General features: G+C 73.1%; 17 protein-coding genes and 1 pseudogene. 10 read left to right on the forward strand and 8 right to left on the reverse strand.

Annotated elements, in window-relative coordinates; all coding sequences use genetic code 11:
• Window positions 1-99 precede the first annotated feature (99 nt).
• The 5 genes from speB (at window position 100) to ACIQUQ_RS17245 (ending at window position 9,048) form a co-directional block, all read left to right on the forward strand.
• Window positions 100-1,068, forward strand: a complete 969-nt coding sequence (speB, locus tag ACIQUQ_RS17225) for an agmatinase (RefSeq protein ID WP_403667712.1) — start codon at window positions 100-102, stop codon at window positions 1,066-1,068.
• 28 nt (window positions 1,069-1,096) lie between these two features.
• Entirely contained in the window at window positions 1,097-2,782 is a 1,686-nt protein-coding gene (locus tag ACIQUQ_RS17230) for a thiamine pyrophosphate-binding protein (RefSeq protein ID WP_403976456.1), read from the forward strand.
• A gap of 290 nt (window positions 2,783-3,072) precedes the next feature.
• Entirely contained in the window at window positions 3,073-6,969 is a 3,897-nt protein-coding gene (locus ACIQUQ_RS17235) for an ABC transporter ATP-binding protein (protein WP_403976645.1), read from the forward strand.
• 126 nt (window positions 6,970-7,095) lie between these two features.
• Entirely contained in the window at window positions 7,096-7,491 is a 396-nt protein-coding gene (locus tag ACIQUQ_RS17240; RefSeq protein ID WP_403667707.1) for a hypothetical protein, read from the forward strand.
• A gap of 123 nt (window positions 7,492-7,614) precedes the next feature.
• Window positions 7,615-9,048, forward strand: coding sequence for a S28 family serine protease (locus tag ACIQUQ_RS17245; RefSeq protein WP_403976458.1), 1,434 nt, complete (start codon window positions 7,615-7,617; stop codon window positions 9,046-9,048).
• Between the two features lie 118 nt (window positions 9,049-9,166).
• On the opposite strand, the gene ACIQUQ_RS17250 is transcribed toward ACIQUQ_RS17245, so the two are convergent.
• Together ACIQUQ_RS17250 and ACIQUQ_RS17255 are read right to left on the reverse strand one after the other, a co-directional pair.
• Window positions 9,167-10,957, reverse strand: a complete 1,791-nt coding sequence (locus tag ACIQUQ_RS17250) for a glycoside hydrolase family 3 protein (RefSeq protein WP_403976460.1) — start codon at window positions 10,955-10,957, stop codon at window positions 9,167-9,169.
• A gap of 9 nt (window positions 10,958-10,966) precedes the next feature.
• Complete coding sequence (locus ACIQUQ_RS17255) at window positions 10,967-11,911, reverse strand: LysR substrate-binding domain-containing protein (protein WP_403976462.1); 945 nt, start codon at window positions 11,909-11,911, stop codon at window positions 10,967-10,969.
• A gap of 81 nt (window positions 11,912-11,992) precedes the next feature.
• Here ACIQUQ_RS17255 and ACIQUQ_RS17260 point away from each other — a divergent pair, with 81 nt between their 5' ends.
• Window positions 11,993-12,946, forward strand: coding sequence for an EamA family transporter (locus tag ACIQUQ_RS17260; RefSeq protein WP_403976464.1), 954 nt, complete (start codon window positions 11,993-11,995; stop codon window positions 12,944-12,946).
• Here the strand turns inward: ACIQUQ_RS17260 and ACIQUQ_RS17265 are convergent.
• Together ACIQUQ_RS17265 and ACIQUQ_RS17270 are read right to left on the reverse strand one after the other, a co-directional pair.
• Window positions 12,858-13,355 (reverse strand): annotated as a pseudogene (locus ACIQUQ_RS17265) (GNAT family N-acetyltransferase); the annotation flags it as partial. The gene ACIQUQ_RS17260 and the pseudogene ACIQUQ_RS17265 overlap by 89 nt on opposite strands.
• Window positions 13,356-13,452: 97 nt before the next feature.
• On the reverse strand, window positions 13,453-13,998 hold the full coding sequence (locus tag ACIQUQ_RS17270) for a DUF937 domain-containing protein (RefSeq protein ID WP_403976466.1): 546 nt from the start codon (window positions 13,996-13,998) through the stop codon (window positions 13,453-13,455).
• 293 nt (window positions 13,999-14,291) lie between these two features.
• Between ACIQUQ_RS17270 and ACIQUQ_RS17275 the strand changes: the two genes are divergently transcribed.
• Window positions 14,292-16,526 (forward strand): ATP-dependent RecD-like DNA helicase, encoded by a 2,235-nt coding sequence (locus tag ACIQUQ_RS17275; protein WP_403976468.1) that lies wholly within the window; start codon window positions 14,292-14,294, stop codon window positions 16,524-16,526.
• A 178-nt stretch (window positions 16,527-16,704) separates the two neighbouring features.
• Window positions 16,705-17,994 (forward strand): citrate synthase, encoded by a 1,290-nt coding sequence (locus tag ACIQUQ_RS17280; protein WP_399950320.1) that lies wholly within the window; start codon window positions 16,705-16,707, stop codon window positions 17,992-17,994.
• Between the two features lie 377 nt (window positions 17,995-18,371).
• On the opposite strand, the gene ACIQUQ_RS17285 is transcribed toward ACIQUQ_RS17280, so the two are convergent.
• Together ACIQUQ_RS17285 and ACIQUQ_RS17290 are read right to left on the reverse strand one after the other, a co-directional pair.
• Window positions 18,372-20,669, reverse strand: a complete 2,298-nt coding sequence (locus ACIQUQ_RS17285) for a heavy metal translocating P-type ATPase (protein ID WP_403976470.1) — start codon at window positions 20,667-20,669, stop codon at window positions 18,372-18,374.
• Between the two features lie 127 nt (window positions 20,670-20,796).
• Window positions 20,797-21,096 carry a heavy-metal-associated domain-containing protein gene (locus ACIQUQ_RS17290; protein ID WP_403976472.1) on the reverse strand — a complete coding sequence of 100 codons (300 nt, stop codon included), beginning with the start codon at window positions 21,094-21,096 and terminating at the stop codon, window positions 20,797-20,799.
• Between the two features lie 202 nt (window positions 21,097-21,298).
• Here ACIQUQ_RS17290 and ACIQUQ_RS17295 point away from each other — a divergent pair, with 202 nt between their 5' ends.
• Window positions 21,299-22,513, forward strand: a complete 1,215-nt coding sequence (locus ACIQUQ_RS17295; RefSeq protein ID WP_403976474.1) for a cation:proton antiporter — start codon at window positions 21,299-21,301, stop codon at window positions 22,511-22,513.
• 55 nt (window positions 22,514-22,568) lie between these two features.
• On the opposite strand, the gene ACIQUQ_RS17300 is transcribed toward ACIQUQ_RS17295, so the two are convergent.
• The gene (locus ACIQUQ_RS17300; RefSeq protein WP_403976476.1) at window positions 22,569-23,228 is read right to left on the reverse strand and encodes a TetR/AcrR family transcriptional regulator; all 660 of its coding nucleotides are present in this window, start codon (window positions 23,226-23,228) and stop codon (window positions 22,569-22,571) included.
• Between the two features lie 332 nt (window positions 23,229-23,560).
• Here ACIQUQ_RS17300 and ACIQUQ_RS17305 point away from each other — a divergent pair, with 332 nt between their 5' ends.
• Window positions 23,561-25,774: an MMPL family transporter gene (locus ACIQUQ_RS17305; RefSeq protein ID WP_403976478.1), complete on the forward strand. Its 2,214-nt coding sequence runs from the start codon at window positions 23,561-23,563 to the stop codon at window positions 25,772-25,774.
• Between the two features lie 8 nt (window positions 25,775-25,782).
• Here ACIQUQ_RS17305 and ACIQUQ_RS17310 read toward each other — a convergent pair whose 3' ends face one another.
• Window positions 25,783-25,983, reverse strand: a complete 201-nt coding sequence (locus tag ACIQUQ_RS17310) for a helix-turn-helix transcriptional regulator (protein WP_399950339.1) — start codon at window positions 25,981-25,983, stop codon at window positions 25,783-25,785.
• Between the last annotated feature and the right edge of the window lie 93 nt (window positions 25,984-26,076).

Below are 26,076 nucleotides of genomic sequence, written 5' to 3' on the forward strand. Positions count from 1 at the left end.
GAGGAAACGTACACTTCGCGCCCTTCGCGGGGCCACCTACCCTCGGAAGTGGACCCGGGAGGCATCCCCGACCGGGCGCACAGAGAAGGGCACCCCCACATGAGCACCGAGCAGACGCCGCGCGGACCCGTCGACTCCTCCCGGATCCCGCGCTACGCGGGCCCCGCGACCTTCGCCCGCCTGCCCCGGCTGGACGAGGTCGGCTCCGCCGACGTCGCCGTCGTCGGCGTGCCCTTCGACTCCGGCGTCTCCTACCGCCCCGGCGCCCGCTTCGGCGGCAACGCCATCCGTGAGGCCTCCCGCCTGCTGCGCCCGTACAACCCGGCCCAGGACGCCTCCCCGTTCGCGCTCGCGCAGGTCGCCGACGCCGGCGACATCGCCGTGAACCCCTTCAACATCAACGAGGCCGTCGAGACGGTCGAGGCCGCCGCCGACGAACTCCTCGGCAACGGCTCCCGCCTGATGACGCTCGGCGGCGACCACACCATCGCGCTGCCCCTCCTGCGCTCCGTCGCGAAGAAGCACGGCCCCGTCGCCCTGCTGCACTTCGACGCCCACCTCGACACCTGGGACACCTACTTCGGCGCCGAGTACACCCACGGCACGCCGTTCCGCCGCGCCGTCGAGGAGGGCATCCTCGACACCGAGGCCCTCTCCCACGTGGGCACCCGCGGCCCGCTCTACGGCAAGCAGGACCTCGACGACGACGCCAAGATGGGCTTCGGCATCGTGACGTCCGCCGACGTCTACCGCCGCGGCGCCGACGAGATCGCCGACCAGCTGCGCCAGCGCATCGGCGACCGCCCGCTGTACATCTCCATCGACATCGACGTGCTCGACCCGGCCCACGCGCCCGGCACCGGCACCCCCGAGGCGGGCGGCATGACCTCCCGCGAGCTGCTGGAGATCATCCGCGGCCTGTCGTCCTGCAACCTCGTCTCCGCCGACGTGGTCGAGGTCGCCCCGGCGTACGATCACGCCGAGATCACCTCCGTCGCGGCCTCCCACACCGCGTACGAGCTGACCACGATCATGAGCCGCCAGATCGCGGCCTCGAAGGGCAAGTAGCCGAGCGAGCAAGGAAGGCGCGCAGCGCGTGACGCACGACCACGACCTGGTACTCCGTCCCACCGAGGCCCAGAAGGCGGCGGCCCTGGCGCCGCCGCCCGGCCGGACGGGCGGGGACCTGGTCGTGGAGACGCTCCAGGGGCTCGGGGCGACCACCGTCTTCGGGCTCCCGGGGCAGCACGCGCTGGGCGTCTTCGACGCCGTACGCCGTTCGGACCTGCGCCTGGTCACCCTCCGGGTGGAGAACAACGCCGGCTTCGCCGCCGACGCGTACGGACGGATCACCGGCGAGGCGGCGCCCCTGCTGCTCTCCACCGGCCCCGGCGCGCTCACCTCGCTGCCCGCCCTCCAGGAGGCCTCCGCGGCCTCCGCGCCCGTGGTCGCCATCTGCTCCCAGGTGCCGTCCGCCGGACTCGGCGGCGGGCGCCGCGGTCACCTGCACGAGCTGCGGGACCAGCAGGCCTCGTTCCGCGAGATCGTGAAGTCCGTGCACGTCGCGCGGACCCAGTCCCAGATCCCCTCCGTCATCGCGGAGGCCTGGGAGTCGGCCCTGACCGCCCCGCACGGGCCCGTCTGGGTCGAGATCCCCGAGGACACCATCCGCGCCGAGACGGTGATTCCGCAGGTCACCGGGGTGGACGCGACCCCGCACGAGCTCGCGCCGCGCCCCGAACTGACCGCGCTGGCCGCCCACTGGCTGGAGACCGCCTCCCGCCCCGTGATCATCGCGGGCGGCGGCGTCGTACGCGCCGACGCGGCCGGCAAGCTGAAGCAGCTCGCCGAGCGCCTCAACGCCCCCGTCGTCACCACGTTCGGCGGCAAGGGCGCCTTCCCCTGGAACCACCCGCTCTCGCTGCAGTCCTGGCTGGAGGACCGCCACACGACCGGCTTCCTGGAGGACGCGGACGTCCTCCTCGTCGTCGGTTCGGGCCTGGGCGAGCTGTCCTCGAACTACCACACCTTCCTGCCCGGCGGCCGGGTCATCCAGATCGAGGCCGACCTCGGCAAGCTGGAGTCCAACCACCCCGCCCTCGGCATCCACGCCGACGCCCGGCTCGCCCTGATGGCCCTGCTGGAGACCGTCGGCGAGCGCGAGGACCCGTACGCGCCCGAGCGCGCGCGGATGCTGCTGGCCGAGGTCGCGGGCCGGATCGCCGCCCAGGAGCTCACCCTGGAGCAGGAGGCGCTGGCCGCGGTGCGCGCGGCCCTGCCGGCCAGGTCGCCGTCCTTCTGGGACATGACGATCCTGTCGTACTGGGCCTGGTCCGCCTTCGACCCCAAGCACCCCAACACCATGCACTCCGCCCAGGGTGCGGGCGGCCTCGGCTACGCCTTCCCCGCCGCCCTCGGCGCGGCCGTCGCCGAGCCGGGCACGCCCGTCCTGGCGGTCTCCGGCGACGGCGGCGCGATGTACTCGATCGCGGAACTGGCCACCGCCCGCCAGTACGACCTTGACGTGACCTGGCTGATCGTCGACGACGGCGGCTACGGCATCCTGCGCGAGTACATGACCGACGCCTTCGGGGCCACCGCCGGCACCGAGCTCACCCGGCCGGACTTCGTCGCGCTGGCCGCCTCCTTCGGCGTACCGGCCGTCGCGACCACCCCCGAGCGGCTGCGCGCCGACCTCGCGGAAGCCCTGGCCACCCCCGGCCCGTCGGTCGTGGTGCTGCCGGCCGTGCTCCGGATGTTCGCCCCGACCCACCTCGACTGACCGCCGCCGGTACGCACGCCACCCGCGCGCCCCCGTTCCGCGCCCCCGGCCACCCCGCGGATTGTTGCGGCGGGATGAAATCCGCAGCTCGGGGTGTTGGGCCTTCCGGCAGAACAGGACGAACGGGGAGGCTCCACGTGGCGGCGGCAGAGACGGCCGGGGCAGGGAAAGCCGGTCCGGATACGGACCCGGGAACGCACACGGACACGGGCGGCGGCACGGGAGGGGACCGGGCGCCGCAGGCGGCCGGCTGGGCGCGCAGGCTCGCGGGCTACACCTGGCGGTACCGCCTGAACGTCCTGCTCGCCCTCGGCTCCTCCCTCGGCGGCATGGCCGTCATGGCCCTGGTCCCGCTGGTCACCAAGGTGATCATCGACGACGTCATCGGCGACCACACCAGGCCGATGGGCCCCTGGGCAGCCCTGCTCGTCGGCGCGGCCGTGCTCGTCTACGTCCTCACGTACGTGCGCCGCTACTACGGCGGCCGCCTCGCCCTCGACGTGCAGCACGACCTGCGCACCGACATGTACGGCACCATCGCCCGGCTCGACGGCCGGCGCCAGGACGAGCTGTCCACCGGCCAGGTCGTCGGGCGCGCCACCAGCGACCTCCAGCTGATCCAGGGCCTGCTCTTCATGCTCCCGATGACCATCGGGAACTTCATGCTGTTCGGCATATCCCTGGCCGTCATGCTGTGGCTCTCGCCGCTGCTGACGGTCATCGCCCTCGCCATCGCCCCCGCCCTCTGGTTCATCGCCAAGCGCAGCCGGGCCAAGCTGTTCCCCGCCACCTGGTGGGCCCAGGGCCAGGCCGCCGCCGTGGCGACCGTGGTCGACGGCGCCGTCACCGGCGTCCGTGTGGTGAAGGGCTTCGGCCAGGAGGAGCAGGAGACCGGCAAGCTCCGGGAGGCGAGCCGCCGGCTGTTCGCCGGCCGCCTGCGCACCATCCGGCTGAACTCGCGCTACAACCCCGCGCTCCAGGCCGTGCCCGCACTCGGCCAGGTCGCGATGCTCGCCGTCGGCGGCTGGATGGCCACCCGCGGCCAGGTCACCCTGGGCACCTTCGTGGCCTTCTCGACCTACCTGGCGCAGCTGGTCGGCCCGGTCCGGATGCTCGCCATGGTCCTCACCGTCGGCCAGCAGGCCCGGGCGGGCGTCGAGCGCGTGCTGGAGCTGATCGACACCGAGCCGGCGATCCAGGACGGCACGCGGGAGCTGCCGGAGGACGCGCCCGCCACCGTCGAGTTCGACGACGTCTCCTTCGGGTACGACCCGGAGCGGCCGGTCCTCGACGGCTTCTCCCTCTCCATCGCCCCCGGCGAGACCGTGGCCGTGGTCGGCGCTTCCGGCAGCGGCAAGTCCACCGTCTCGCTGCTGCTGCCGCGCTTCTACGACGTCACGGGCGGCGCCGTGCTGGTCGGCGGCCACGACGTGCGGGAGCTGACCCAGGACTCGCTGCGGGCCGCCATCGGCCTCGTACCGGAAGACAGCTTCCTCTTCTCCGACACGGTCCGCGCCAACATCGCGTACGGCCGCCCCGAGGCGGACGAGGAGCAGATCCGCGCCGCCGCCCGGGCCGCCCAGGCCGAGGGGTTCATCGAGGCGCTGCCCGAGGGGTACGACACCAAGGTCGGCGAGCACGGCCTGACCCTCTCCGGCGGCCAGCGCCAGCGCCTCGCCCTGGCCCGCGCCATCCTGACCGACCCGCGGCTGCTGCTGCTCGACGACGCCACCTCGGCCGTCGACGCGCGCATCGAGCACGAGATCCACGAGGCCCTGCGCTCGGTGATGGCCGGCCGCACCACGCTGCTGATCGCGCACCGCCGCTCGACCCTCGCGCTGGCCGACCGGATCGCCGTACTGAACCGGGGCCGCCTCTCGGCCATCGGCACCCACGAAGAGCTGGAGGCCGGCTCGGAGCTGTACCGGCGGCTGCTGACCGACCCGGACGCGCTGGCCGGGGGCTCGCCGGACCCGGCGGGCGCGGCCGCGGCCCGGAGCCGGGACGAGGCGGCAGCGGAGGCCGCCACGCTCGCCGAGCTGGAGCTGGAACTCGACATCGAGGCCGAGGCCGAGATCGACGCGGAGCCGGTGAACGCCAAGCGCCGGGTCGCCGACGGCGTCACCCCGGAGCTCTGGCGGCGCGCGGAGGAGAACGAGGAGTACGAGGCCGGCACCCACGCCCACGCCAAGGGCGTCGGCCAGGGTGGCGGCCAGGGCGTCGGCAAGGGCGGCTCCCCCGCCCCCGCCAAGGCGCCCACCGCGGGCGCCCCCATGGCCGGCCCCGGCGGCCACTCCATGGGCGCCGCGGTCGCCGGCATGCCGGCCACCCCCGAACTGCTCGCGCAGGTGGCCGCGCTGCCACCGGCCACCGACGCCCCCGAGGTGGACGAGGCGGCGGCCGCCGCCCCCGAGGAGAGCTACGGCCTGCGGCGCCTGCTGCGCGGCTTCTGGGCGCCCCTCGCGGTCAGCCTCGGCCTGGTGGCCGTGGACGCGGGCGCCGGACTGCTGCTGCCCGTGCTGATCCGGCACGGCATCGACGAGGGCGTCACGCGCCTCGCCCTGGGTGCCGTCTGGGCGGCGGCCGGGCTGGCCCTGCTCGTCGTCCTGTCCCAGTGGGCGGCCCAGGTGGCCGAGACCCGGATGACCGGCCGGACCGGCGAGCGCGTCCTGTACTCGCTGCGCGTCAAGATCTTCGCCCAGCTCCAGCGGCTCGGCCTGGACTACTACGAGCGCGAGCTCACCGGCCGCATCATGACCCGGATGACCACGGACGTGGACGCGCTCAGCACGTTCCTCCAGACCGGTCTGGTCACCGCCGTCGTCTCGGTCCTCACCTTCTTCGGCATCCTCGTCGCGCTGCTCGTGATCGACGTCGAGCTGGCCCTGATCGTCTTCGCCACGCTGCCGGTGCTGGTCGTCGGCACGATCGTGTTCCGCCGCAGGTCGGTCAAGGCGTACGAGCTGGCGCGCGACCGCGTCTCGGTCGTCAACGCCGACCTCCAGGAGTCCGTCTCCGGGCTGCGGATCGTGCAGGCCTTCCGCCGCGAGCGGGCCGGCGCCGACCGGTTCGCCGCGCGCAGCGACTCGTACCGCGAGGCCCGGGTGCGCGGCCAGTGGCTGATCTCGGTCTACTTCCCCTTCGTGCAGCTGCTCTCCTCGCTCGCCGCGGCGGCCGTCCTGATCGTGGGCGCCGGCCGGGTGGAGGCCGGGACGCTGACCACCGGCGCGCTGGTGGCGTACCTCCTCTACATCGACCTCTTCTTCGCGCCCGTGCAGCAGCTCTCCCAGGTGTTCGACGGCTACCAGCAGGCCACCGTCTCGCTGCGCCGGATCCAGGAGCTGCTGCGCGAGCCCACCCGCACCCCGCTCGCCGAGCGGCCGCGGGAGGCGGGCGAACTGCGCGGCGAGATCGCCTTCGAGGACGTCCACTTCCGCTACGGGACCGGCGAGGAGGACGGCGGCCGGAGCGCGGCCGTGGAGCGCAAGGGCGAGGCCCTGGCCGGCATCGAGCTGCGCATCCCGGCCGGGCAGACCGTCGCGTTCGTCGGCGAGACCGGCGCGGGCAAGTCCACGCTGGTGAAGCTGGTCGCGCGGTTCTACGACCCGACCTCGGGCCGGGTCACCGTCGACGGCACCGACCTCCGCGAGCTGGACCTCACCGGCTACCGGCACCGGCTCGGGGTGGTCCCGCAGGAGTCGTACCTCTTCCCCGGGACGGTCCGCGACGCGATCGCGTACGGGCGCCCGGAGGCGAGCGACGCGGAGGTCGAGGCCGCCGCGCGGGCCGTCGGCGCCCACGACATGATCGCCACGCTGGACGGCGGCTACCTGCACACCGTGGCCGAGCGGGGCAGGAACCTTTCGGCCGGTCAGCGCCAGCTGATCGCACTGGCCCGGGCCGAGCTGGTCGACCCGGACGTGCTGCTGCTCGACGAGGCCACCGCGGCCCTGGACCTGGCCACCGAGGCCGTGGTCAATCAGGCCACCGACCGGCTCGTCGGCAAGCGGACCACCCTGGTGGTGGCACACCGGCTCACCACGGCCGCCCGCGCCGACCGGGTGGTCGTGATGGACCGGGGCCGGGTCGTCGAGGACGGCACCCACGCCGAACTGCTGGCGCGGGGCGGCCGGTACGCCGAGCTGTGGCGGACCTTCATCGGCGAGGACGAGCACGCCGCCGCCTAGGGGGTGTCCGGAACCTTTCGCCGGCGGCGGAGCGCGAGGGGCCCTGCGCAACCAACGGGGCCCCTCGCGCGTCCGACGTAGGTACGTGCGTTCGGTACGTACGTCCGGAGTGTGAGGGGACGACGGGTGTTTTCTTCGAGGGGCGGGACCCGGCGCGCGCTGGTGCGCACCGCCGGCGTGACGATATCCGGGGCGGCGCTGCTGGTCGGCGCCCTCTCCGCGCCGGCCCAGGCCGCGTCCGGCTGCGGCGGACGGCTGATGAAGTCCCTGCCGTTCAGCACCGGGACCACGTACGTCTACAAGACCCGCACCCACGCCTGCGCCGTCACCCTCCCCAAGCGCCCGGGCGGCCGGCAGCAGATGTCCGTCAGCATCCAGGCCCGTGGCGGGGTGCCCGTCCGCGACAGCGGCCGCTTCTACCAGCTGGCCGGTCCGGTCACCGTGTACGCGGTCACCCGCTGCGTCTTCGTGCGCGGGTCCGTGGGCGGCGGCTCGGTGGCCTCGGGCTGGATCCTCTGCTGACCGCGGCCGGATTCCGCCCGTCCCCTTCGGCCGAGATCTGACGACCGGCCCAACCGGGTCTGGTCAGCCGCGTGTTGACCCCGTAGGTTCACGGCGTCCGCAGTGAACTCAAGGGGAGGGTGAATGCGCAAGGCGCTCAGATGGCTGCTGTCGCTCGTGGTGCTGATCGGCACCATGGGTGCGGCCGGAGTGACGGCCGGGGCGGCCACCGCCGCCGGGCCGGAAGCCGGCACAGACATCAAGGACCAGGTCCTCGCGATACCGGGGATGAGCCTCGTCGAGGAGAAGCCGTATCCCGGCTACCGCTTCTTCGTACTGAACTACAAGCAGCCGGTCGACCACCGGCAGCCGTGGAAGGGCACCTTCGACCAGCGGTTCACCCTGCTGCACAAGGACACGACCCGTCCCACGGTGTTCTTCACCTCGGGCTACAACGTCAACACCAGCCCGCGCCGCAGCGAGCCGACGACCATCGTCGACGGCAACCAGGTGTCGCTGGAGTATCGATTCTTCACCCCGTCGCGCCCGGCGCCCGCCGACTGGTCGAAGCTGGACATCTGGCAGGCCGCCAGCGACCAGCACCGCCTCTTCAAGGCGCTGAAGCCGCTGTACAACAAGCGCTGGATCGCCACCGGCGGCAGCAAGGGCGGCATGACCGCCACGTACTACGAGCGCTTCTACCCGCGTGACATGGACGGCGTCGTCGCGTACGTCGCCCCCAACGACGTGGTCAACAAGGAGGACTCGGCCTACGACCGGTTCTTCGACCGCGTCGGCACCAAGGAGTGCCGCGACCGGCTGAACGCCGTCCAGCGCGAGGCCCTCGTGCGCCGCGACGCCCTGGAGGCCAAGTACGCCGCGTACGCCGCGGAGAACGGCTACACCTTCACCACCGTCGGCAGCCTGGACAAGGCCTTCGAGGCCGTCGTCCTGGACTACGTGTGGGCCTTCTGGCAGTACAGCCTGCTGGCCGACTGCGGCTCGATCCCCGTCGCGGCGACCGCCACCGACCAGGAGATCTGGGACTCGGTCGACGCCATCTCCGGCTTCTCGGCCTACGCCGACCAGGGCCTGGAGACGTACACCCCGTACTACTACCAGGCGGGCACGCAGCTCGGTTCGCCCGACATCAAGCAGCGCCACCTGGCCGGTCTGAGCCGCTACGGCTACCAGCCGCCGCGCAACTTCGTGCCGGCGTCCATCCCCATGCAGTTCCAGCCGTGGGTGATGCGTGACGTCGACACCTGGGTCCGCAACAACGCCCGTCACATGCTCTTCGTGTACGGGCAGAACGACCCGTGGGGCGCCGAGCCGTTCCACCTCGGCTACGGCTCCCGGGACAGCTACGTGATGACCGCCCCCGGCGCGAACCACGGAGCCCGCGTGTCCATGCTGAAGGACGACGAGAAGGCCCTCGCCACGGCCCGCATCCTGGAGTGGGCCGGCGTCGCCCCGGCGGCCGTCAAGGCCGACGCGGACAAGGCCCGCCCGCTGGCGAAGCCGGACGCGAAGCTGGACCGCAAGGACGTCGAGCGCCGCCAGACGCTGCGCCCGTAGTACCCGTACCTCCCGTGGTACCGCAGCATCAGGAGGCCCTCACGGGCGGCGTTCACCCGCCGCCTGCGGGGGCCTCCGCACGTCCTCGGCACGACGGCCCCGGTACGGCGGGGCGGCCTCAGTAGGACAGCCCGTGTCCCACCGGGTAGCGGCCCGGCACCGGGACGGGCAGCCGCCCCGCGGGCCGCACCTCGCCCGCGACCACCCGGGCCGCGGCCCGCAGCTCCACGTCCGTCCACGAGTACGCCGCCAGGCTCGCGGCGCACTCCGGCAGCCGCGCCGCGTCGTACGGGTTGCGCACGGCGAGCGCGACCACCGGCACCCCGGTGTCCACCAGGGCCTGGACCAGAGCTCGTTGCGGGCTGCCGTCCGCCACGTTGTACGTGCACACGAGCACCACGTCGGCCTCCCGTGCCGCCGCGACCGCGCGCCGTACCGCGTCCGCGTCGGGCGTGAGCCCGGTCGGCACCGCGCCGGCGGTGAACCCGAGGGCGGTCAGCTCCCGGGCCAGGGTGGCCGTCGGCGGCCCGGTCGTCCCGGTGGGCGACACCGGATCGGCCCCGGTGACCAGCAGCCGCGGGGTCCTGGCCGGCGAAAGGGGCAGCAGGCCCGCGGAGTTGGCCAGCAGCGTGGTGCCCGCGGCCGCGATGGCATCGGCCGCCGCGCGGTGCTCCGCCGCACCGACCGTGGCCTTCACGCGCGCCGCATCCGTGAACGGGGCGCCGAACAGCCCCAGCCGCGCCTTGAGCCGGAGGATCCGCAGCACGGACTCCTCGACCCGCGCCTCGGCCAGCTCGCCGCTCCGGACGGCCGCGATGACGCTCCGGTGGGCCAGGTCCAGGTCCGGCGGGTTGAGCAGCTGGTCGCAGCCCGCCTTGAGGGCCAGCACCGGCACCCGGTCGTTGCCGTACTTCTGCCGCACCCCCGCCATGTCGAGGGCGTCGGTGACCACCACGCCCTCGAAGCCCAGCCGCCGGCGCAGGATGCCGGTCACGATGGGCTCCGAGAGGGTGGCCGGATCGCCGGACGGGTCGAGCGCGGGGAACACGATGTGGGCGGTCATCACCGCGTCCACCCCGGCGGCGACCGCCGCCTTGAAGGGCGGCGCGTCCATCCGCTCCCACTCCTCCAGGCTGTGCCCCATCCGGGGCAGTCCGTAGTGACTGTCGGTCTCGGTGTCCCCGTGGCCGGGGAAGTGCTTGGCGGTCGCCGCGACGCCGGCCGCCCGGTAGCCCCGTACCTGGGCCGCGACCAGCTCCGCCACCGGGCCGGGGGCCGAGCCGAAGGACCGTACCCCGATCACCGGGTTGGCCGGGTTGACGTTCACGTCGGCCACCGGCGCGTAGTCCTGGGCCACGCCCAGCGCCGCCAGCTCCGCGCCGGCGATCTCCGCGGCCCGCCGGGCGTGCTCGGCCGAGCCGGCCGCACCGAGCGCCATCGCGCCGGGCAGCAGCGTGAGCGGCCGGCCGATCCGGGCGATGATCCCGTGCTCCTGGTCGACGGAGAGCAGCAGCGGCACGGGGTTCGGCTGGGCGAGCGCGGCCCGCTGGAGGCCGTCGGACAGCCCCGCGATCTGTGCCGGCTCCCGGGTGTTGTGCGCCCAGGCGAAGTAGACGACCCCGCCCAGGTGGTACCGGCGGACCACCTCCGCCGCGGTCCGCACCCCGAACTGGGCCAGGTTCTTCTCGGCGTCGGCGGGCTCGGGCTCGGTGGCGGAATGCCCGTACACCCGGCTGACGAACAGCTGCCCGACCTTCTCGGCCAGGCTCATCCGCGCGACGAGCCGCTGCAACCAGGGGTGCGGGACGGCCGCGCCCCGGGCACCGGCCGAGGCCGAGCCCCCGGCAGCCGTCACGGCAGCCGCCGCGGCCGCGGCGAGCAACGTACGTCGAGAGGTCGCGTTCACCACCCGCGCACGCTACTGCGGCCCGCCGCCGGGGGAGGGGGGACACGCCAGAGCGGTGCCCGGGGGCGGCCAGTGGGACTGGAGGGTGGTGATGGTTTCCGTGATGGCCGGGCGGCGGGTGGCGGCGGTGCGCCAGAGGGCGTACAGGCGGCGGACCGGGGCCGGTTCGAGGGGGAGGGCGGTCACGCCCGCGGGGAGGGGGCCGGTGCCCAGGGTGGGGACCACCGCGATGCCGAGGCCCGCCGCGACCAGGGCGACGATGGTGTGGTTCTCCTCGGCCATGTGCACGATCTCCGGCTCGTGGCCCGCCGTGCGCAGCGTCCGCATCAGCCAGTCGTGGCAGACCCGCCCCGGAGGCTGGCAGATCCAGCGCTGGCCGGCCAGGTCCTCGTGGCGCACCACCGCGCGCCCCGCGAAGGCGTGGTCCGCCGGGACGAGGAGGTCGCAGCGCTCCTCGCCGATGCGGGTCTGCTCCACGCCCTCGGGCGCCGGCAGCGGGGCGATGTCCCAGTCGTGCGCGACCGCCAGGTCGGTCACCCCGCGGGCCACCAGGTCCACCGACAGGTGCGGGTCCACCTCGGTCATCCGTACGTCCAGGGCGGGGTGACGGCGCGCCAGGTCGGCCAGGACCGCCGGCATCAGCCCGCGGGCCGCCGAGGCGAAGGCGGCGACGGTCAGGCGGCCGCCCGGCAGGCCCCGGCGCTCCTCCAGCGTGGTCTCGGCCTGCTCCATGATCGCGAGCAGCCGCTCGGCCGTGTCGGCCAGGTGGCGGGCCTCCTCGGTCAGGGCCACGCCCCTGCCCCGGCGCTCCAGGAGCGTGGTGCGGGTCTCGCGCTCCAGCTTGGTGATCTGCTGGGAGACGGCCGAGGGGGTGTAGCCCAGGGCGGCGGCAGCGGCGGCGACCGAGCCGTGGACGGATACGGCGTGCAGGGCGCGGAGGCGGGCGAGGTCCAGCATGGCTCCAGTTAAGCACCGCTTAATCCGGGCCGGTAGAGATGTGCGCTGGTGCTTCATCCTCCGGGCGCCGATGCTCGACCTATGCGTCCCGTACACACCGCGCTCGCCGTGCTCGTCGCCGCCGTCTGGGGCTTCAACTTCGTCGTCATCGAGATCGGCCTCGACCACTTCCCGCCGCTGCTGCTCTCCGCGTTGCGGTTTCTCGTCGCGGCGCTGCCCGCGGTGTTCCTCGTCGGGCGGCCCACCGTCGCCTGGAAGTGGATCGTCGGGGTCGGACTCGCCCTCGGGGTGGCCAAGTTCGGGCTGCTGTTCACCGGCATGGACGCCGGGATGCCGGCCGGGCTGTCCTCCCTCGTGCTCCAGGTCCAGGCCGTGTTCACCGCCGTGTTCGCCGCGCTGGTGCTGGGGGAGCGGCCCGGCCGGGTACGGCTGGCGGGCATGGCGGTGGCCTTCGCGGGGATCGCCGTGGCCGCCGTGGAGCAGGGGGCCTCGGGGCCGGTGTTCGGCTTTGCGCTGGTGGTCGCCGCCGCCGCGTGCTGGGGCGTGTCGAACGTACTGACCCGCCGGGCGGCGCCGCCCGACGCCCTGAACTTCATGGTCTGGGTGTGCACCGTGCCGGTGCTGCCGCTGTTCGCCCTCTCCCTGCTGCTGGAGGGGCCCGAGCGGGACCTCGCCGCGCTGCGGGCGCTGGACTGGGGCGGGGCCGGGGTCCTGGTGTACGTGGCCTGGGTGTCCACGGTGTTCGGCTTCGGGGCCTGGGGGTACCTGCTGCGCCGCTACCCGGCCTCCTCGGTGGCGCCGTTCTCGCTGCTGGTGCCGGTCTTCGGAATGAGCTCGGCGGCGCTGGTGCTGGGCGAGGCGGTGAGCGGGCTCCGGTGGGCGGCGGCGGTGCTGCTGGTCGGCGGGGTGGCGCTGACCTCCTTCGGCCGCGGCCCGCGCCGTACCGTCAGCGCGGCGAGCGCTCCTGGAGGTCCAGCCGCCAGTCCTGTCCCACCAGGTCCACGCCGAACGACCGGTGCGGCTTCTCGGCGATGAGGGTGAACCCGGCGCGCCGGTAGATGCCGGCCGCCGAGGTCAGCACGTCGTTGGTCCACAGGACCAGCTCGCGGTAGCCCACCTCCCGGGCGAAAGCGACGACCGCGTCGACCAGCCGCCCGCCGATGCCGTGGCCGCGCCCCTCGGGGTCCACCAGCAGCAGGCGCAGCCGGGCGGTGCCGGGCGCGTCGTCCCGTACGCACATCACCGAGCCCACCGGGCGGCCGGCCAGCTCGGCGATCCAGACCCGCTCCAGGTGCGGGTCGTGGTCCTGGGCGAAGTCCGCGACGATCCGGGCGACCAGGCCTTCGAAGTCGGCGTTCCAGCCGAACTCGGCGGCGTACAGCGCGCCGTGGCGCTGCACGATCCAGCCCAGGTCGCCGGGCTCGGGGTCACGGAGGCGTACGTCCTGCTCGGGCCGGTCGGTGTCCATGGCGCCAAAAATAGCGTGGCGGGTGAGGGCCCGGCAGCGGCGCCGGACCCTCACCCGGACGGGTGAGACGGGGCTACTTCCGGCCGCCGCCGAGGATCTGGCCGAGCAGGTCGCCGAGACCGCCGCCGGGGGACGAACCGGGAGAGGCGGAGCCGGGGCCCGGGGCGGCGCCCGGGGCCGGGGCCGCGGCGCCCTTGCCGGCCGCCCGCTTGGCGAAGACCGCCAGGACGACGGGGATGAGCAGCTCGATCACACGGCTGACGGTCGCGGCCGGGAGGCCCGTCTTCTTCGCGACCGCGTTGGCGACGGGCTTGCTCACCTTGGCCAGCACGCCCGCCATCAGGCCGCCGCCCAGCAGCCCGCCGCCGAGCGTGGCGACGCCCTGGAGGGGCGGTTCGGCCACCTCCGCGAAGGCCTGGCGCACCTCGTCGCCGTCGTCGTCCTCGTCGTTGTCGACGGCCGAGGCCTTCTGTTCCAGCCCGCCCGTCAGCTCGCCGACGGTGGTCGCGACGGTGGCGCGGGCGCCCTCGTCGTCGGTGCCGAGCAGGCCGGCGATCTCGGTCAGCTTGTCGTCGCCGAGTTCGGCGAGCACGTCGTCCTGGAAAGAGGGTTCGCTCATGCCGGAAACGCTACGTCCGTCCACATTTGCCGGCACGTTGGGTGCGCCAAAGGTAACGGAAAGATAAATCTCGGATTCCCGTGCAACCGTCCGGCGGGGTCGGCGGTCGTACATTGCGTCGGAACTTCCGGGAGGGGATCTGGGGGGATCGGGAAGGACCGACGAGGGTGGGGAACCCACGCGAGGGGGTTCCGGCCGAGAGGCCGGACCCCCTTCGCTGTTTTCCGGCCCCGGGCCGAGTGGTTGTCCACAGGCCCCGGCGGGGTGTCGGCGCCTGACGGTAGCTTCGGGGCATGTCGAATCTCGCGGTGCTGGAAGGGGTGCTGGAGCGGATCACGTACGCCAACGAGGAGACCGGCTACACGGTCGCCCGGGTCGACACCGGCCGGGGCGGCGGGGACCTCCTCACGGTCGTCGGATCGCTGCTCGGCGCGCAGCCCGGCGAATCCCTGCGCATGGAGGGCCGTTGGGGCTCCCATCCGCAGTACGGCAGGCAGTTCGCGGTGGAGAACTACTCCACCGTCCTGCCCGCCACCATCCAGGGCATCCGCCGCTACCTCGGCTCCGGGCTGATCAAGGGCATCGGGCCCCGCATCGCCGACCGGATCGTCGAGCACTTCGGCACCGACACCCTCGACGTCATCGAGCGGGAGCCGAAGCGGCTGGTCGAGGTGCCCGGGCTGGGGCCCAAGCGGACGAAGATGATCGGTGCCGCCTGGGAGGAGCAGAAGGCCATCAAGGAGGTCATGGTCTTCCTCCAGGGCGTCGGCGTCTCCACCTCCATCGCGGTGCGCATCTACAAGAAGTACGGCGACGCCTCGATCTCCGTGGTGCGCAACCAGCCCTACCGCCTCGCCGCGGACGTCTGGGGCATCGGCTTCCTCACCGCCGACCGCATCGCCCAGGCCGTCGGCATCCCCCACGACAGCCCGGAGCGGGTCAAGGCCGGGCTCCAGTACGCCCTCTCGCAGTCCACCGACCAGGGCCACTGCTTCCTGCCCGAGGAGCGGCTGATCTCCGACGCGGTCAAGCTCCTCCAGGTCGACACCGGCCTCGTCATCGAGTGCCTCGCCGAGCTGGCCGGTGAGGAGGAGGGCGTGGTCCGCGAGTCCGTCCCCGACCCCGAGGGCGGCGACCCGGTCAGGGCCGTCTACCTGGTGCCGTTCCACCGGGCGGAGCTGTCGCTGACGGGACAGCTGCGGCGGCTGCTGGCGGCCGAGGACGACCGGATGCCCGCCTTCCGGGACGTGGACTGGGAGAAGGCCCTCGGCTGGCTGGCCGGCCGCACCGGCGCGGACCTCGCCACCGAGCAGCGGGAGGCCGTACGGCTGGCGCTGACCCGGAAGGTCGCGGTGCTCACGGGCGGGCCCGGCTGCGGCAAGTCCTACACCGTCCGGTCGATCGTGGAGCTGGCCCGGGCCAAGCGGTACAAGGTGGTGCTGGCCGCGCCGACCGGCCGGGCCGCCAAGCGGCTGGCCGAGCTGACCGGGGCCGACGCCTCCACGGTCCACCGGCTGCTGGAGCTGAGGCCGGGCGGGGACGCCGCGTACGACCGGGAGCGGCCGCTCGACGCGGACCTGGTCGTCGTCGACGAGGCCTCCATGCTGGACCTGCTGCTGGCGAACAAGCTGGTCAAGGCGGTGGCGCCGGGGGCCCACCTGCTGCTGGTGGGCGACGTCGACCAGCTGCCGTCGGTGGGTGCCGGTGAGGTGCTGCGGGACCTGCTGGCCGAGGGCGGGCCGGTGCCCGCCGTACGGCTGACGCGCATCTTCCGGCAGGCCCAGCAGTCGGGGGTGGTCACCAACGCCCACCGGATCAACACCGGGCTCCCGCCGGTCACGCAGGGGCTGCCGGACTTCTTCCTGTTCGCCGAGGAGGACACCGAGGCGGCGGGGCTGCTGGCGGTCGACGTGGCCGCCCGCCGGATCCCGGCCAGGTTCGGGCTCGATCCCCGGCGCGACGTCCAGGTGCTGGCGCCCATGCACCGGGGCCCGGCCGGGGCGGGGAACCTCAACGGCCTGCTCCAGCAGGCCGTCACGCCGGCCCGCCCCGACGTGCCGGAGAAGCGCTTCGGCGGCCGGGTCTTCCGGGTGGGCGACAAGGTCACCCAGATCCGCAACAACTACGAGAAGGGCGCCAACGGCGTCTTCAACGGCACGGTGGGTGTGGTCACCTCGCTCAGTCTCGACGACCAGCGGCTCACCGTCCGCACCGACGAGGACGAGGAGGTCGCGTACGAGTTCGACGAACTGGACGAACTCGCCCACGCGTACGCCGTCACCATTCACAGGTCCCAGGGGAGTGAATACCCGGCGGTCGTGATCCCGGTCACCACCGGGGCCTGGATGATGCTCCAGCGGAACCTGCTCTATACGGCGGTCACCCGGGCGAAGAAACTGGTCGTGCTGGTGGGTTCCCGCAAGGCTCTCGGGCAGGCGGTGCGTACCGTTTCCGCAGGCAGGAGGTACACGGCGGTGGCCGCCAGGCTGTCCGGCCGCCTACCGGTGGGAAACATCACCCAAGAATGATCGATCATTGGGGTTTCCTCCCCCGGTGCGGAGGGGGCAGTATGTGCAGGTTGACGGCACTCAGTGCCGCCAAAGGGCCCGAAGGCCGACCCCGAGTGCACTCTCCTGCGCCAAATGGGGGAAGGTAGAGGCAGTCAGGGCACCTCGAAGAAGAGGCACTACGTCGGTGAGGGATGACGTGAGCGACAACTCTGTAGTACTGCGGTACGCGGACGGTGAATACACCTACCCGGTGGTCGAGAGCACCGTCGGTGACAAGGGCTTCGACATCTCGAAGCTCCGCGCCCAGACCGGTCTGGTCACCCTGGACAGCGGCTACGGGAACACCGCTGCCTATAAATCCGCGATCACCTACCTCGACGGCGAGCAGGGGATCCTCCGCTACCGCGGCTACCCGATCGAGCAGCTGGCCGAGAAGTCGACCTTCATCGAGGTCGCCTACCTGCTGATCAACGGGGAGCTGCCGACCGTCGACCAGCTCGCGTCGTTCCGCAACGAGATCACCCAGCACACGCTGCTGCACGAGGACGTCAAGCGCTTCTACGACGGCTTCCCGCGCGACGCGCACCCGATGGCGATGCTGTCCTCCGTGGTCAGCGCGCTGTCGACGTTCTACCAGGACAGCCACAACCCGTTCGACGAGAAGCAGCGCCACATCTCGACGATCCGGCTGCTGGCCAAGCTCCCGACGATCGCCGCGTACGCGTACAAGAAGTCGGTCGGCCACCCGGTGGTCTACCCGCGCAACGACCTCGGCTACGTCGAGAACTTCCTGCGCATGACGTTCTCCGTGCCGGCCCAGGAGTACGAGCTGGACCCGGTCGTGGTCTCCGCGCTCGACAAGCTCCTCATCCTGCACGCGGACCACGAGCAGAACTGCTCCACCTCCACCGTCCGCCTGGTCGGCTCCTCGCAGGCGAACATGTTCGCCTCGATCTCCGCCGGCATCAGCGCCCTGTGGGGCCCGCTGCACGGTGGCGCCAACCAGTCCGTGCTGGAGATGCTCGAGGGCATCCAGGCCAACGGCGGCGACGTGGACTCCTTCATCCGCAAGGTGAAGAACAAGGAGGACGGCGTCCGCCTGATGGGCTTCGGCCACCGCGTCTACAAGAGCTTCGACCCCCGGGCGAAGATCATCAAGGCGGCGGCGCACGACGTCCTCTCGGCGCTCGGCAAGTCCGACGAGCTGCTCGACATCGCGCTGAAGCTGGAGGAGCACGCGCTCTCCGACGACTACTTCGTCTCGCGCAACCTCTACCCGAACGTGGACTTCTACACGGGCCTCATCTACCGCGCGATGGGCTTCCCGACCGAGATGTTCACCGTGCTGTTCGCGCTGGGCCGCCTGCCCGGCTGGATCGCCCAGTGGCACGAGATGATCAAGGAGCCGGGTTCCCGCATCGGCCGCCCGCGCCAGATCTACACCGGCGTCGTCGAGCGCGACTTCGTCCCGGTCGAGTCCCGCTGACGCCCAGCGCGTAACGCAGCGAAAAGCGCCCCGCCGTCGATCCCCCCACGGGTCGAAGACGGGGCGCTTTCCATACCCCGGTGCGGATTCCCCCCACGGGACCCGTGCCGGGTGTCGGCGAGGGGCCGGAGCCCCTGGTGGGTCTGCCGGGACCCGTTCCGGCCGGGAGGGCCGCTCAAAGCTCCCCGGCCGCACGTGCCCCGGCGTGGCAGATGCATGGACGTCCCCCAAGACGCCCGCCCAACGTCCCCCAAAGACGTTCTCGGCATCGCCTCATTAGACTCGCGTCACCCCCGGATGGTTACGTACGCATCCCTGTGATCTCTGTCTCGATCTTGTACCTCGCGTGAAGGAACTGTGCCCGAGATGCGAAGAGGCTACCTGAAGGACCGCAGCCGCAGGCTGTTTGTCACAACGAAGACCGACGAGAAGGCCATCGCGGCCCCCGCGATCATCGGGTTGAGCAGTCCGGCCGCCGCCAGCGGCAGCGCCGCCACGTTGTAGCCGAAGGCCCAGAAGAGGTTGCCCTTGATGGTGGCCAGGGTGCGCCGGGACAGCCGGATGGCGTCGGCGGCGACGCGCAGGTCCCCGCGTACGAGCGTGAGGTCGCCGGCCTCGATGGCGGCGTCGGTGCCGGTGCCCATGGCCAGGCCCAGGTCGGCCTGGGCGAGCGCGGCGGCGTCGTTGACCCCGTCGCCGACCATGGCGACCGTGCGGCCCTCGCCCTGCAGGCGCTTGACCTCCGCCACCTTGTCCTGCGGCAGCACCTCGGCGACCACCTCGTCGATGCCCACCTCGCGGGCCACGGCCTCGGCCACCGCCCGGTTGTCGCCGGTGAGCAGCACCGGGGTGAGGCCCAGGGCGCGCAGCCGGGCCACGGCCTCGGCACTGGTCTCCTTGACCGCGTCCGCCACTGCCAGCACCCCGCGGGCCGCTCCGTCCCAGGCGACGGCGACGGCGGTACGACCGGCCGCCTCGGCCTCGGCCTTGGCGGCGGCCAGCTCGGCCGGGAAGGGGATGTCCCGGTCCGCCAGCAACCGCTCGCGGCCCACCAGCACCGTATGCCCGTCGACCACGCCCCGGACGCCGAGCCCGGCGACGTTCTCGAAGCCCTCCGGGACCGGCAGCGCACCCACCCGCTCGGCCGCACCGGTCGCGACGGCGCGGGCCACCGGGTGCTCCGAGGCGTGCTCCAGGGAGCCCGCCAGGCGCAGCAGCTCCGCCTCGTCGGTGCCCGCGGCGGCGGTGACGCCGAGCAGGGTCATCCGGCCGGTGGTGACGGTGCCGGTCTTGTCCAGGACCACGGTGTCCACGCGTCGGGTGGACTCCAGCACCTCGGGGCCCTTGATGAGGATGCCGAGCTGCGCGCCGCGCCCGGTGCCGACCATCAGCGCGGTCGGGGTGGCCAGGCCCAGGGCGCAGGGGCAGGCGATGATCAGCACGGCCACGGCGGCGGTGAAGGCCGCGGTGGCGTCGCCGGTGACGAACAGCCAGGTCAGCAGGGTGCCGATCGCGAGGACCAGGACGACCGGCACGAAGACCGCGGAGATCCGGTCGGCCAGCCGCTGGACCTCGGCCTTGCCGTTCTGGGCGTCCTCGACCAGCTTGGCCATCCGGGACAGCTGGGTGTCCGAGCCGACCCGGGTGGCCTCGACGACCAGCCGTCCGGCGCTGTTGACGGTCGCGCCGGTGACGGCGTCGCCGGTGGTGACGTCCACGGGCACCGACTCGCCGGTGAGCATCGAGGCGTCGACGGCGGAGCTGCCCTCGACCACCGTGCCGTCGGTGGCGATCTTCTCGCCGGGGCGGACGACGAAGCGGTCTCCGACGGCCAGGGCGTCGACGGGGATCCGTACCTCCGCGCCGTCGCGCAGTACGGACACGTCCTTGGCGCCGAGTTCCATCAGGGCCTTGAGGGCCGCGCCGGCCTTCCGCTTGGAGCGGGCCTCCAGGTAGCGGCCGAGCAGGATGAAGGTGACGACCCCGGCCGCGACCTCCAGGTAGATGGTCGAGGCGCCGTCGGCGCGGGAGACCGTCAGGTCGAAGCCGTGCCGCATGCCGGGCATGCCGGCGTGGCCGAGGAACAGGGCCCACAGCGACCAGCCGAAGGCGGCCAGCGTGCCCACGGACACCAGGGTGTCCATGGTGGCGGCGCCGTGCCGGGCGTTCGTCCAGGCGGCCTCGTGGAAGGGGTGCGCGCCCCAGACGACGACCGGGGCGGCCAGGGTGAGCGAGAGCCACTGCCAGTTGTCGAACTGGAGGACGGGGACCATGGCCAGGAGGACCACGGGGGCGGCGAGCAGGGCCGAGACGACGAGCCGCCGGCGGAGGGCGGTGAGCACCGGGTCCTTGCCGGCCTCGGTGCCGGGCGCCCCGGGGGCTGCCGGGGCCTGCGGGGCGGCGGTGGGCTCGGGGGCCGGCGGCGGGGGCTCCTCGGCGGTGTACCCGGTCTTCACGACGGTCGCGATCAGGTCGGCGACCTCGATGCCCCCGGCATACGTGACCCGCGCCTTCTCCGTGGCGTAGTTGACCGTCGCCGTGACGCCGTCCATGCGGTTGAGCTTCTTCTCGATGCGGGCGGCGCACGAGGCACAGGTCATGCCGCCGATGGAGAGCTCGACCTCGGCGGCCGCGGCGGTGGGCGCTATCGGGTCGTCGTGCAGGGTGCTGCTCATGTCCGGCTCCAGGGGGAGGGCCGGACCGTACGGGACCGGTATCAGCCGGCCGGCACGGTCCGGCGGGAAGTCCTGCGTGAGGAGTGCGGCCCCCGGACCCCGCGGGGCCCGGGCGCCGTGCGGTGGTTCAGGCCAGGCCGGCGAGCTCGTAGCCCGCCTCGTCCACGGCGGCGCGGACGGCCTCCAGGTCCAGCGGGGCCTCCGAGATCACGGTGACCTCGCCGGTGGCGGCCACGGCCTTGACCGAGGAGACGCCGGGCAGGGCGGAGACCTCGGCGGTCACGGCGCCCTCGCAGTGGCCGCAGGTCATGCCGGTGACGCGGTAGACCGTGGTGACGCCCGCGGCGGCGGCGGTGCCGTCCGCGCAGGCGCTGCTGCCGCCGCAGCAGGAGCCGGTGGTGGTCTGGGTGTCCGTCTCGGCGGTCATGTCGTTCTCCTCTTCGGGACGTGCGAAGTCAGGGGGCCGGGAGCCCGTGGATCCCTCCACCGTCTCCCGACGCTGACCACACTATACCCCTGGGGGGTATTACGCGAGCCTCTCCGGCGACGCGTCCCGCTCCGGTCGAGCGGCCCTCCATCGCCCCTCTTCCGGGTGGCGGATCGTGTGGGAGCGTAGATAAATGGGGCGTATGTCGCATTCGGGGACGCTCGTTCTGATCATGGCCATCGCCGTCCTCGCGCCCCTGCTGGCCTACGGAGTCTCCCGCTGGCTCCCGGTGCCGCTGGTCATCTTCGAGATCCTGCTGGGCATCCTGGTCGGCCCCGACGTGCTCGGCTGGGCCGAATCCGGCGGCGTGATCGACACGCTCTCCCAGCTCGGCCTGGCCATGCTGATCTTCCTGGCGGGGTACGAGATCCGGTTCGACCGGGTGCGCGGGGACACGCTCAGGCGCTCGGTGTGGGCCTGGACCGCGGCGCTCGCGCTCGGCCTCGCCCTCGGCGTGCTGCTCGCGCACGGCGGCGGGTTCACCAAGGGCGTGTACATCGGCACCGCGCTGACCAGCACCGCGCTCGGCACGATCCTGCCCGTGCTGCGGGACGCCGGGGACCTGGGGACCCGGTTCGGCACGGTGATGATGGCCTTCGGCTCGGTCGGCGAGTTCGGCCCGATCATCGCCATGGCGCTGCTGCTCAGCGGGCGGGCGCCGGCCACCTCGGCGGCGACCCTGATCGCCTTCGCGGTGCTCACCGCGCTGGCCGTGCTCTGGGCGATGCGGCCCAAGCCGCCGTGGTTCTCCCGGGTCATCGCCAAGACCCTGCACAGCAGCGGGCAGTTCGCGGTGCGGCTGGTGGTCTTCCTGCTCGTGCTGATGCTCGGGCTCACCGAGGTGCTGGGCCTGGACGTGCTGCTCGGGGCCTTCGCGGCCGGGATGGTCACGCGGCTCGTGCTCCAGGGGGCCGCCCCGGAGAGCAGCGGGCTGGTCCTCTCGAAGGTGGAGGCCATGGGGTTCGGCTTCCTGGTGCCGGTGTTCTTCGTCGTCACCGGCATCGAGTTCGACCTCGACTCGCTGCTGGAGGGCGGGCGGGAGCTGCTCCTGCTGCCCCTCTTCCTGCTGCTCTTCCTCGTGGTGCGGGGGCTGCCCATCTGGTTCCTGGCCCCGCGCGACCTGGTCCGGCGGGACCGGGCGGCGCTGGTCCTCTTCGGGTCCACCGCGCTGCCGCTGGTCGTCGCCATCACCACGCTGGGCGTCGAGGACGGGGCGCTGGGCGCGGGGGAGGCGGCGGCCCTGGTCGGTGCCGCCATGGTCTCCGTACTGGTCTTCCCGCTGGTCGCCCTCAAGTGCCGGGCCGGCGCCGGGGAAACCCTGCCGCGGGGCGAGCGGGTCGGGGAGGAGTCCTGGTGAGGGCCGCCTTCCGCGGGGTCCGGCGCGCCGGTTACCGCGGGGCCCGGTGCGCCGGTTACCGCGCGGTGGTCCCGGGTGCCGCCGTCCGGTCCCCGAGGAGCGGGTCCAGGTAGCGGAAGAGCACCGTCTTCAGCTCGGCGACGTACGCCTCGCGTTCGGCGCCCTCGCTGGCGAGGATCAGGTCGAGCCCCGCCTTGAAGACCGCGAGCGTCATGTGCGCGGTCCGGGACAGCTCGGCCTGCGGTGCGCCGGGCAGGAACGTGGCCAGGATGCCCTCGACCCTGGTCTGGAGGCCCTGGTGGAGCGCCTCGTGCTCGTCGTTGATGTGGCCCGGGATGCCGGAGCCGTGCATCAGCGCCCAGAAGGCCGGGTTCTCGCAGTTGAAGGCGATGACCGGGTCGAGGACGGCGTCCAGCAGCTCCGGCAGCGGCAGGTGCAGGTTCTCCGGCAGGAAGGCCTGGCCGTGCGTCACGTTCGCCTTGTGCAGCAGCTGGCCGCCCAGCTCGATCGCGATGGCCTCCTTGTTCGGGAAGAACTGGTACAGCGTCCCCGGGGAGACGCCGGCCTCGCGGGCGATGGCGTTGGTGCTGGCCGCCGCGTAGCCGCTGCGGCAGAACACGCCGGCCGCGGCCTCCAGGAGCTGGGCCACGCGGCGCTCGCCGCGGGCCTGGCGGCGGCGCGGCTTGGCGGTCTCGGCGGGGTTGGCCTCCGGCACGGTGATTCCTCTGCTTTCCAGGTACTCCCCAGGAGCGATTGACAAACGCGAGCGCCCGCTCGCATTCTTGGGGAACGCGAGCGAGGTCTCGTGTTTGCCAGTCTACGGGTCTGGGCTTGGTTCTGGTCTGGTCTTGGGCAATGGGGGCGACCCGTGTCGGCGGGTCATGGTGAAGGGGACACCGAGGTATGTCCGAAGTCAAGAAGGCCCTGGCCACGAAGGATCCCGCGACGGGCGGGGGCGGCGGGAGCGGCAGAGGCGGGGGGTCCGGCGGGGCCGGCGGCTCCGGGAAGGGCGACGGGTCGCGAGGCGCCGGGGGAGCCGCGTCCGCGGTGACCGGCGGAGGGGGCGGCGGCTGGACGCGGTTCGTCACCGCGCGGCCGCGGCTGTCGCTGCTGCTCGCCCTCGTAGTCACCGCGCTCGCCGTGTTCGCGGGCGGCGGGGTGGCCGACCGGATGGGCAGCGGCGGCTGGGAGGACCCGGACGCCCGGTCCACGTACGCCGCCGAGGTCCTGGAGCGCGAGTTCCCGGCCTCCCAGCCCAACCTGCTGCTGCTCCTCGACGCCGGGCAGGGCCGGGTGGACGACCCGGCCGTCGCGGCCGAGGCGGAGCGGCTGACCGCGGCCCTGGCCGCGGAGCCCGGCGTCACCGGCGTCGGCTCGTACTGGCGGACCAAGGCGCCGCTGCTGCGCTCCGAGGACGGGCGGCAGGCCCTGATCGCCGCCCGCGTCCAGGGCGACGACAAGACGGCCACCGCGACGCTGGACCGCATCGCACCCCGCTTCGAGGGCACCCGGGGACCGGTCTCGGTCTCCATCGGCGGCCCCGTGGCCGTCCAGCGCGAGGTGACCACCACCATCCAGGAGGACCTGCTCAAGGCCGAGCTGATCGCCCTGCCGGTCACCCTCGTCCTGCTGGTCCTCGTCTTCGGAAGCGCGGTCGCCGCCCTGCTGCCGCTCGGCGTCGGAATCGTCGCCATCCTGGGCACCAACGCCGTCCTGCGCGGACTCACCGAGATCACCGAGGTCTCCGTCTTCGCCCAGAACCTCACGACCGCGCTCGGACTGGGCCTGGCCATCGACTACGCCCTCTTCATCGTGCGCCGGTACCGCGAGGAGCTGGCCGCCGGGAAGGACCCGGCCGCGGCCGTGGCCACCACCCTGCGCACCGCGGGACGGACCGTGCTCTTCTCCGCCCTCACCGTCGCCGTCGCCCTGTCCGGGATGCTGTTCTTCCCGATGTACTTCCTGCGCTCCTTCGCCTACGCCGGGGTCGCGGTGGTGCTGCTGGCGGCCGCCGCCGCACTGGTCCTGCTGCCCGCGGCGCTGGTGCTGCTCGGGGACCGGGTCAACGCCCTGGACCTCAGGCGCCTCTGGCGGCGCGGCCGGGCGGCCGGCCGGCCCGACGGGTCCGGCCGCGGGTGGGCCCGCAGCACCGCTCTGGTGATGCGCCGGGCGCCGGTCTTCGCGGTGGCGACCACCGCCGGGCTGCTGCTGCTCGGACTGCCCTTCCTCGGAGTCAAGTTCGGCACCGTGGACGACCGCCAGCTGCCCTCCACCGCCGCCTCCCACATCGTCCAGCAGCAGATCAGGGACGGCTTCCCCGGCAGCCCGGGGGCCGGACTCGTGGTGCTGGCCGAGGGGCCGGCCGACGACGCCGCCTACGCCGCGTACCGGGGCCGGATCGCGGAACTGCCCGGCGTGCTGCGGGCCGACGGGCCGGTCAGGTCCGGCGAGTACGCGTACTTCTCCGTGCTGGCCGAAGGGGAGGCCGTGGGCCAGAAGGCCCAGGACCTCGTCGGCGAGGTGCGCGCGGTCGACGCACCCTTCACGACGTCGGTGACCGGCCAGGCGGCCGTGCTCGTGGACGCCCAGGACGCGATCGCGGAACAACTGCCCAAGGCGGGCGTGCTGATCGCGGCGGCCACGCTGCTGCTGGTGTTCCTGATGACCGGCAGCCTGCTGATCCCGCTCCAGGCGGTGCTGCTCAACGCCCTCAGCCTGACGGCCATGTTCGGCGCCGTGGTGTGGGTGTTCCAGGAGGGCCACCTGTCCGGGCTGCTCGGCTTCACCGCGACCGGGGACATCGAGACGACGCTGCCGGTGCTGATGTTCTGCATCGCCTTCGGCCTCTCCATGGACTACGGGGTGTTCCTCATATCCCGCATCAAGGAGGAGTACGAGCGGACCGGCGACCACGAGGGTGCCGTGCGGGCCGGGCTCGCCAAGACGGGCGGGCTGATCACCGCGGCCGCCGTGATCCTCGCGGTGGTGATGGTGGCCATCGGCAGCTCCCGGGTGACCAACACCAAGATGCTGGGCCTGGGGATCGCGCTGGCGGTGCTGATGGACGCGATGGTCGTCCGGGGGCTGCTCGTGCCGGCGGTGATGAAGCTGAGCGGCCGGGCCACCTGGTGGGCCCCGCGCCCGCTCCGGTCGCTGCACGACCGCTTCGGGCTGAGCGAGGGGGAGAGCGCCGCGCCGCCGGCCCCCGTGGGACGGGCGGCGGAGGAAGCCGCCGCACCGGTTCCCGAGCGCGTGGGGTAGGAGGGCCCTCAGTCGTCCCGGCGGCCCCGGTTGCCGGGACGGCGGGCCACCCAGTCCCGGATGGTGTCCGCGTACCAGTAGGGCTTGCCGGCCTCGACGTGGTCCGGGGGCGGCAGCAGCCCGTGCTTGCGGTACGACCGCACGGTGTCGGGCTGGACCCGGATGTGTGCGGCGATCTCCTTGTACGACCACAGCTTTCGGTCGGTCATCTGCGGCACCTCCTTGTCCGTGCCGCCGGTCGGCCGGGAGGCCGTCGGGGGAAGCGGGGCACGGACGCTGACGATCACTCAGCCTTGTGCCCC

Source organism: Streptomyces sp. NPDC101118 (assembly GCF_044759445.1).
Classification (GTDB): Bacteria; Actinomycetota; Actinomycetes; order Streptomycetales; family Streptomycetaceae; genus Streptomyces.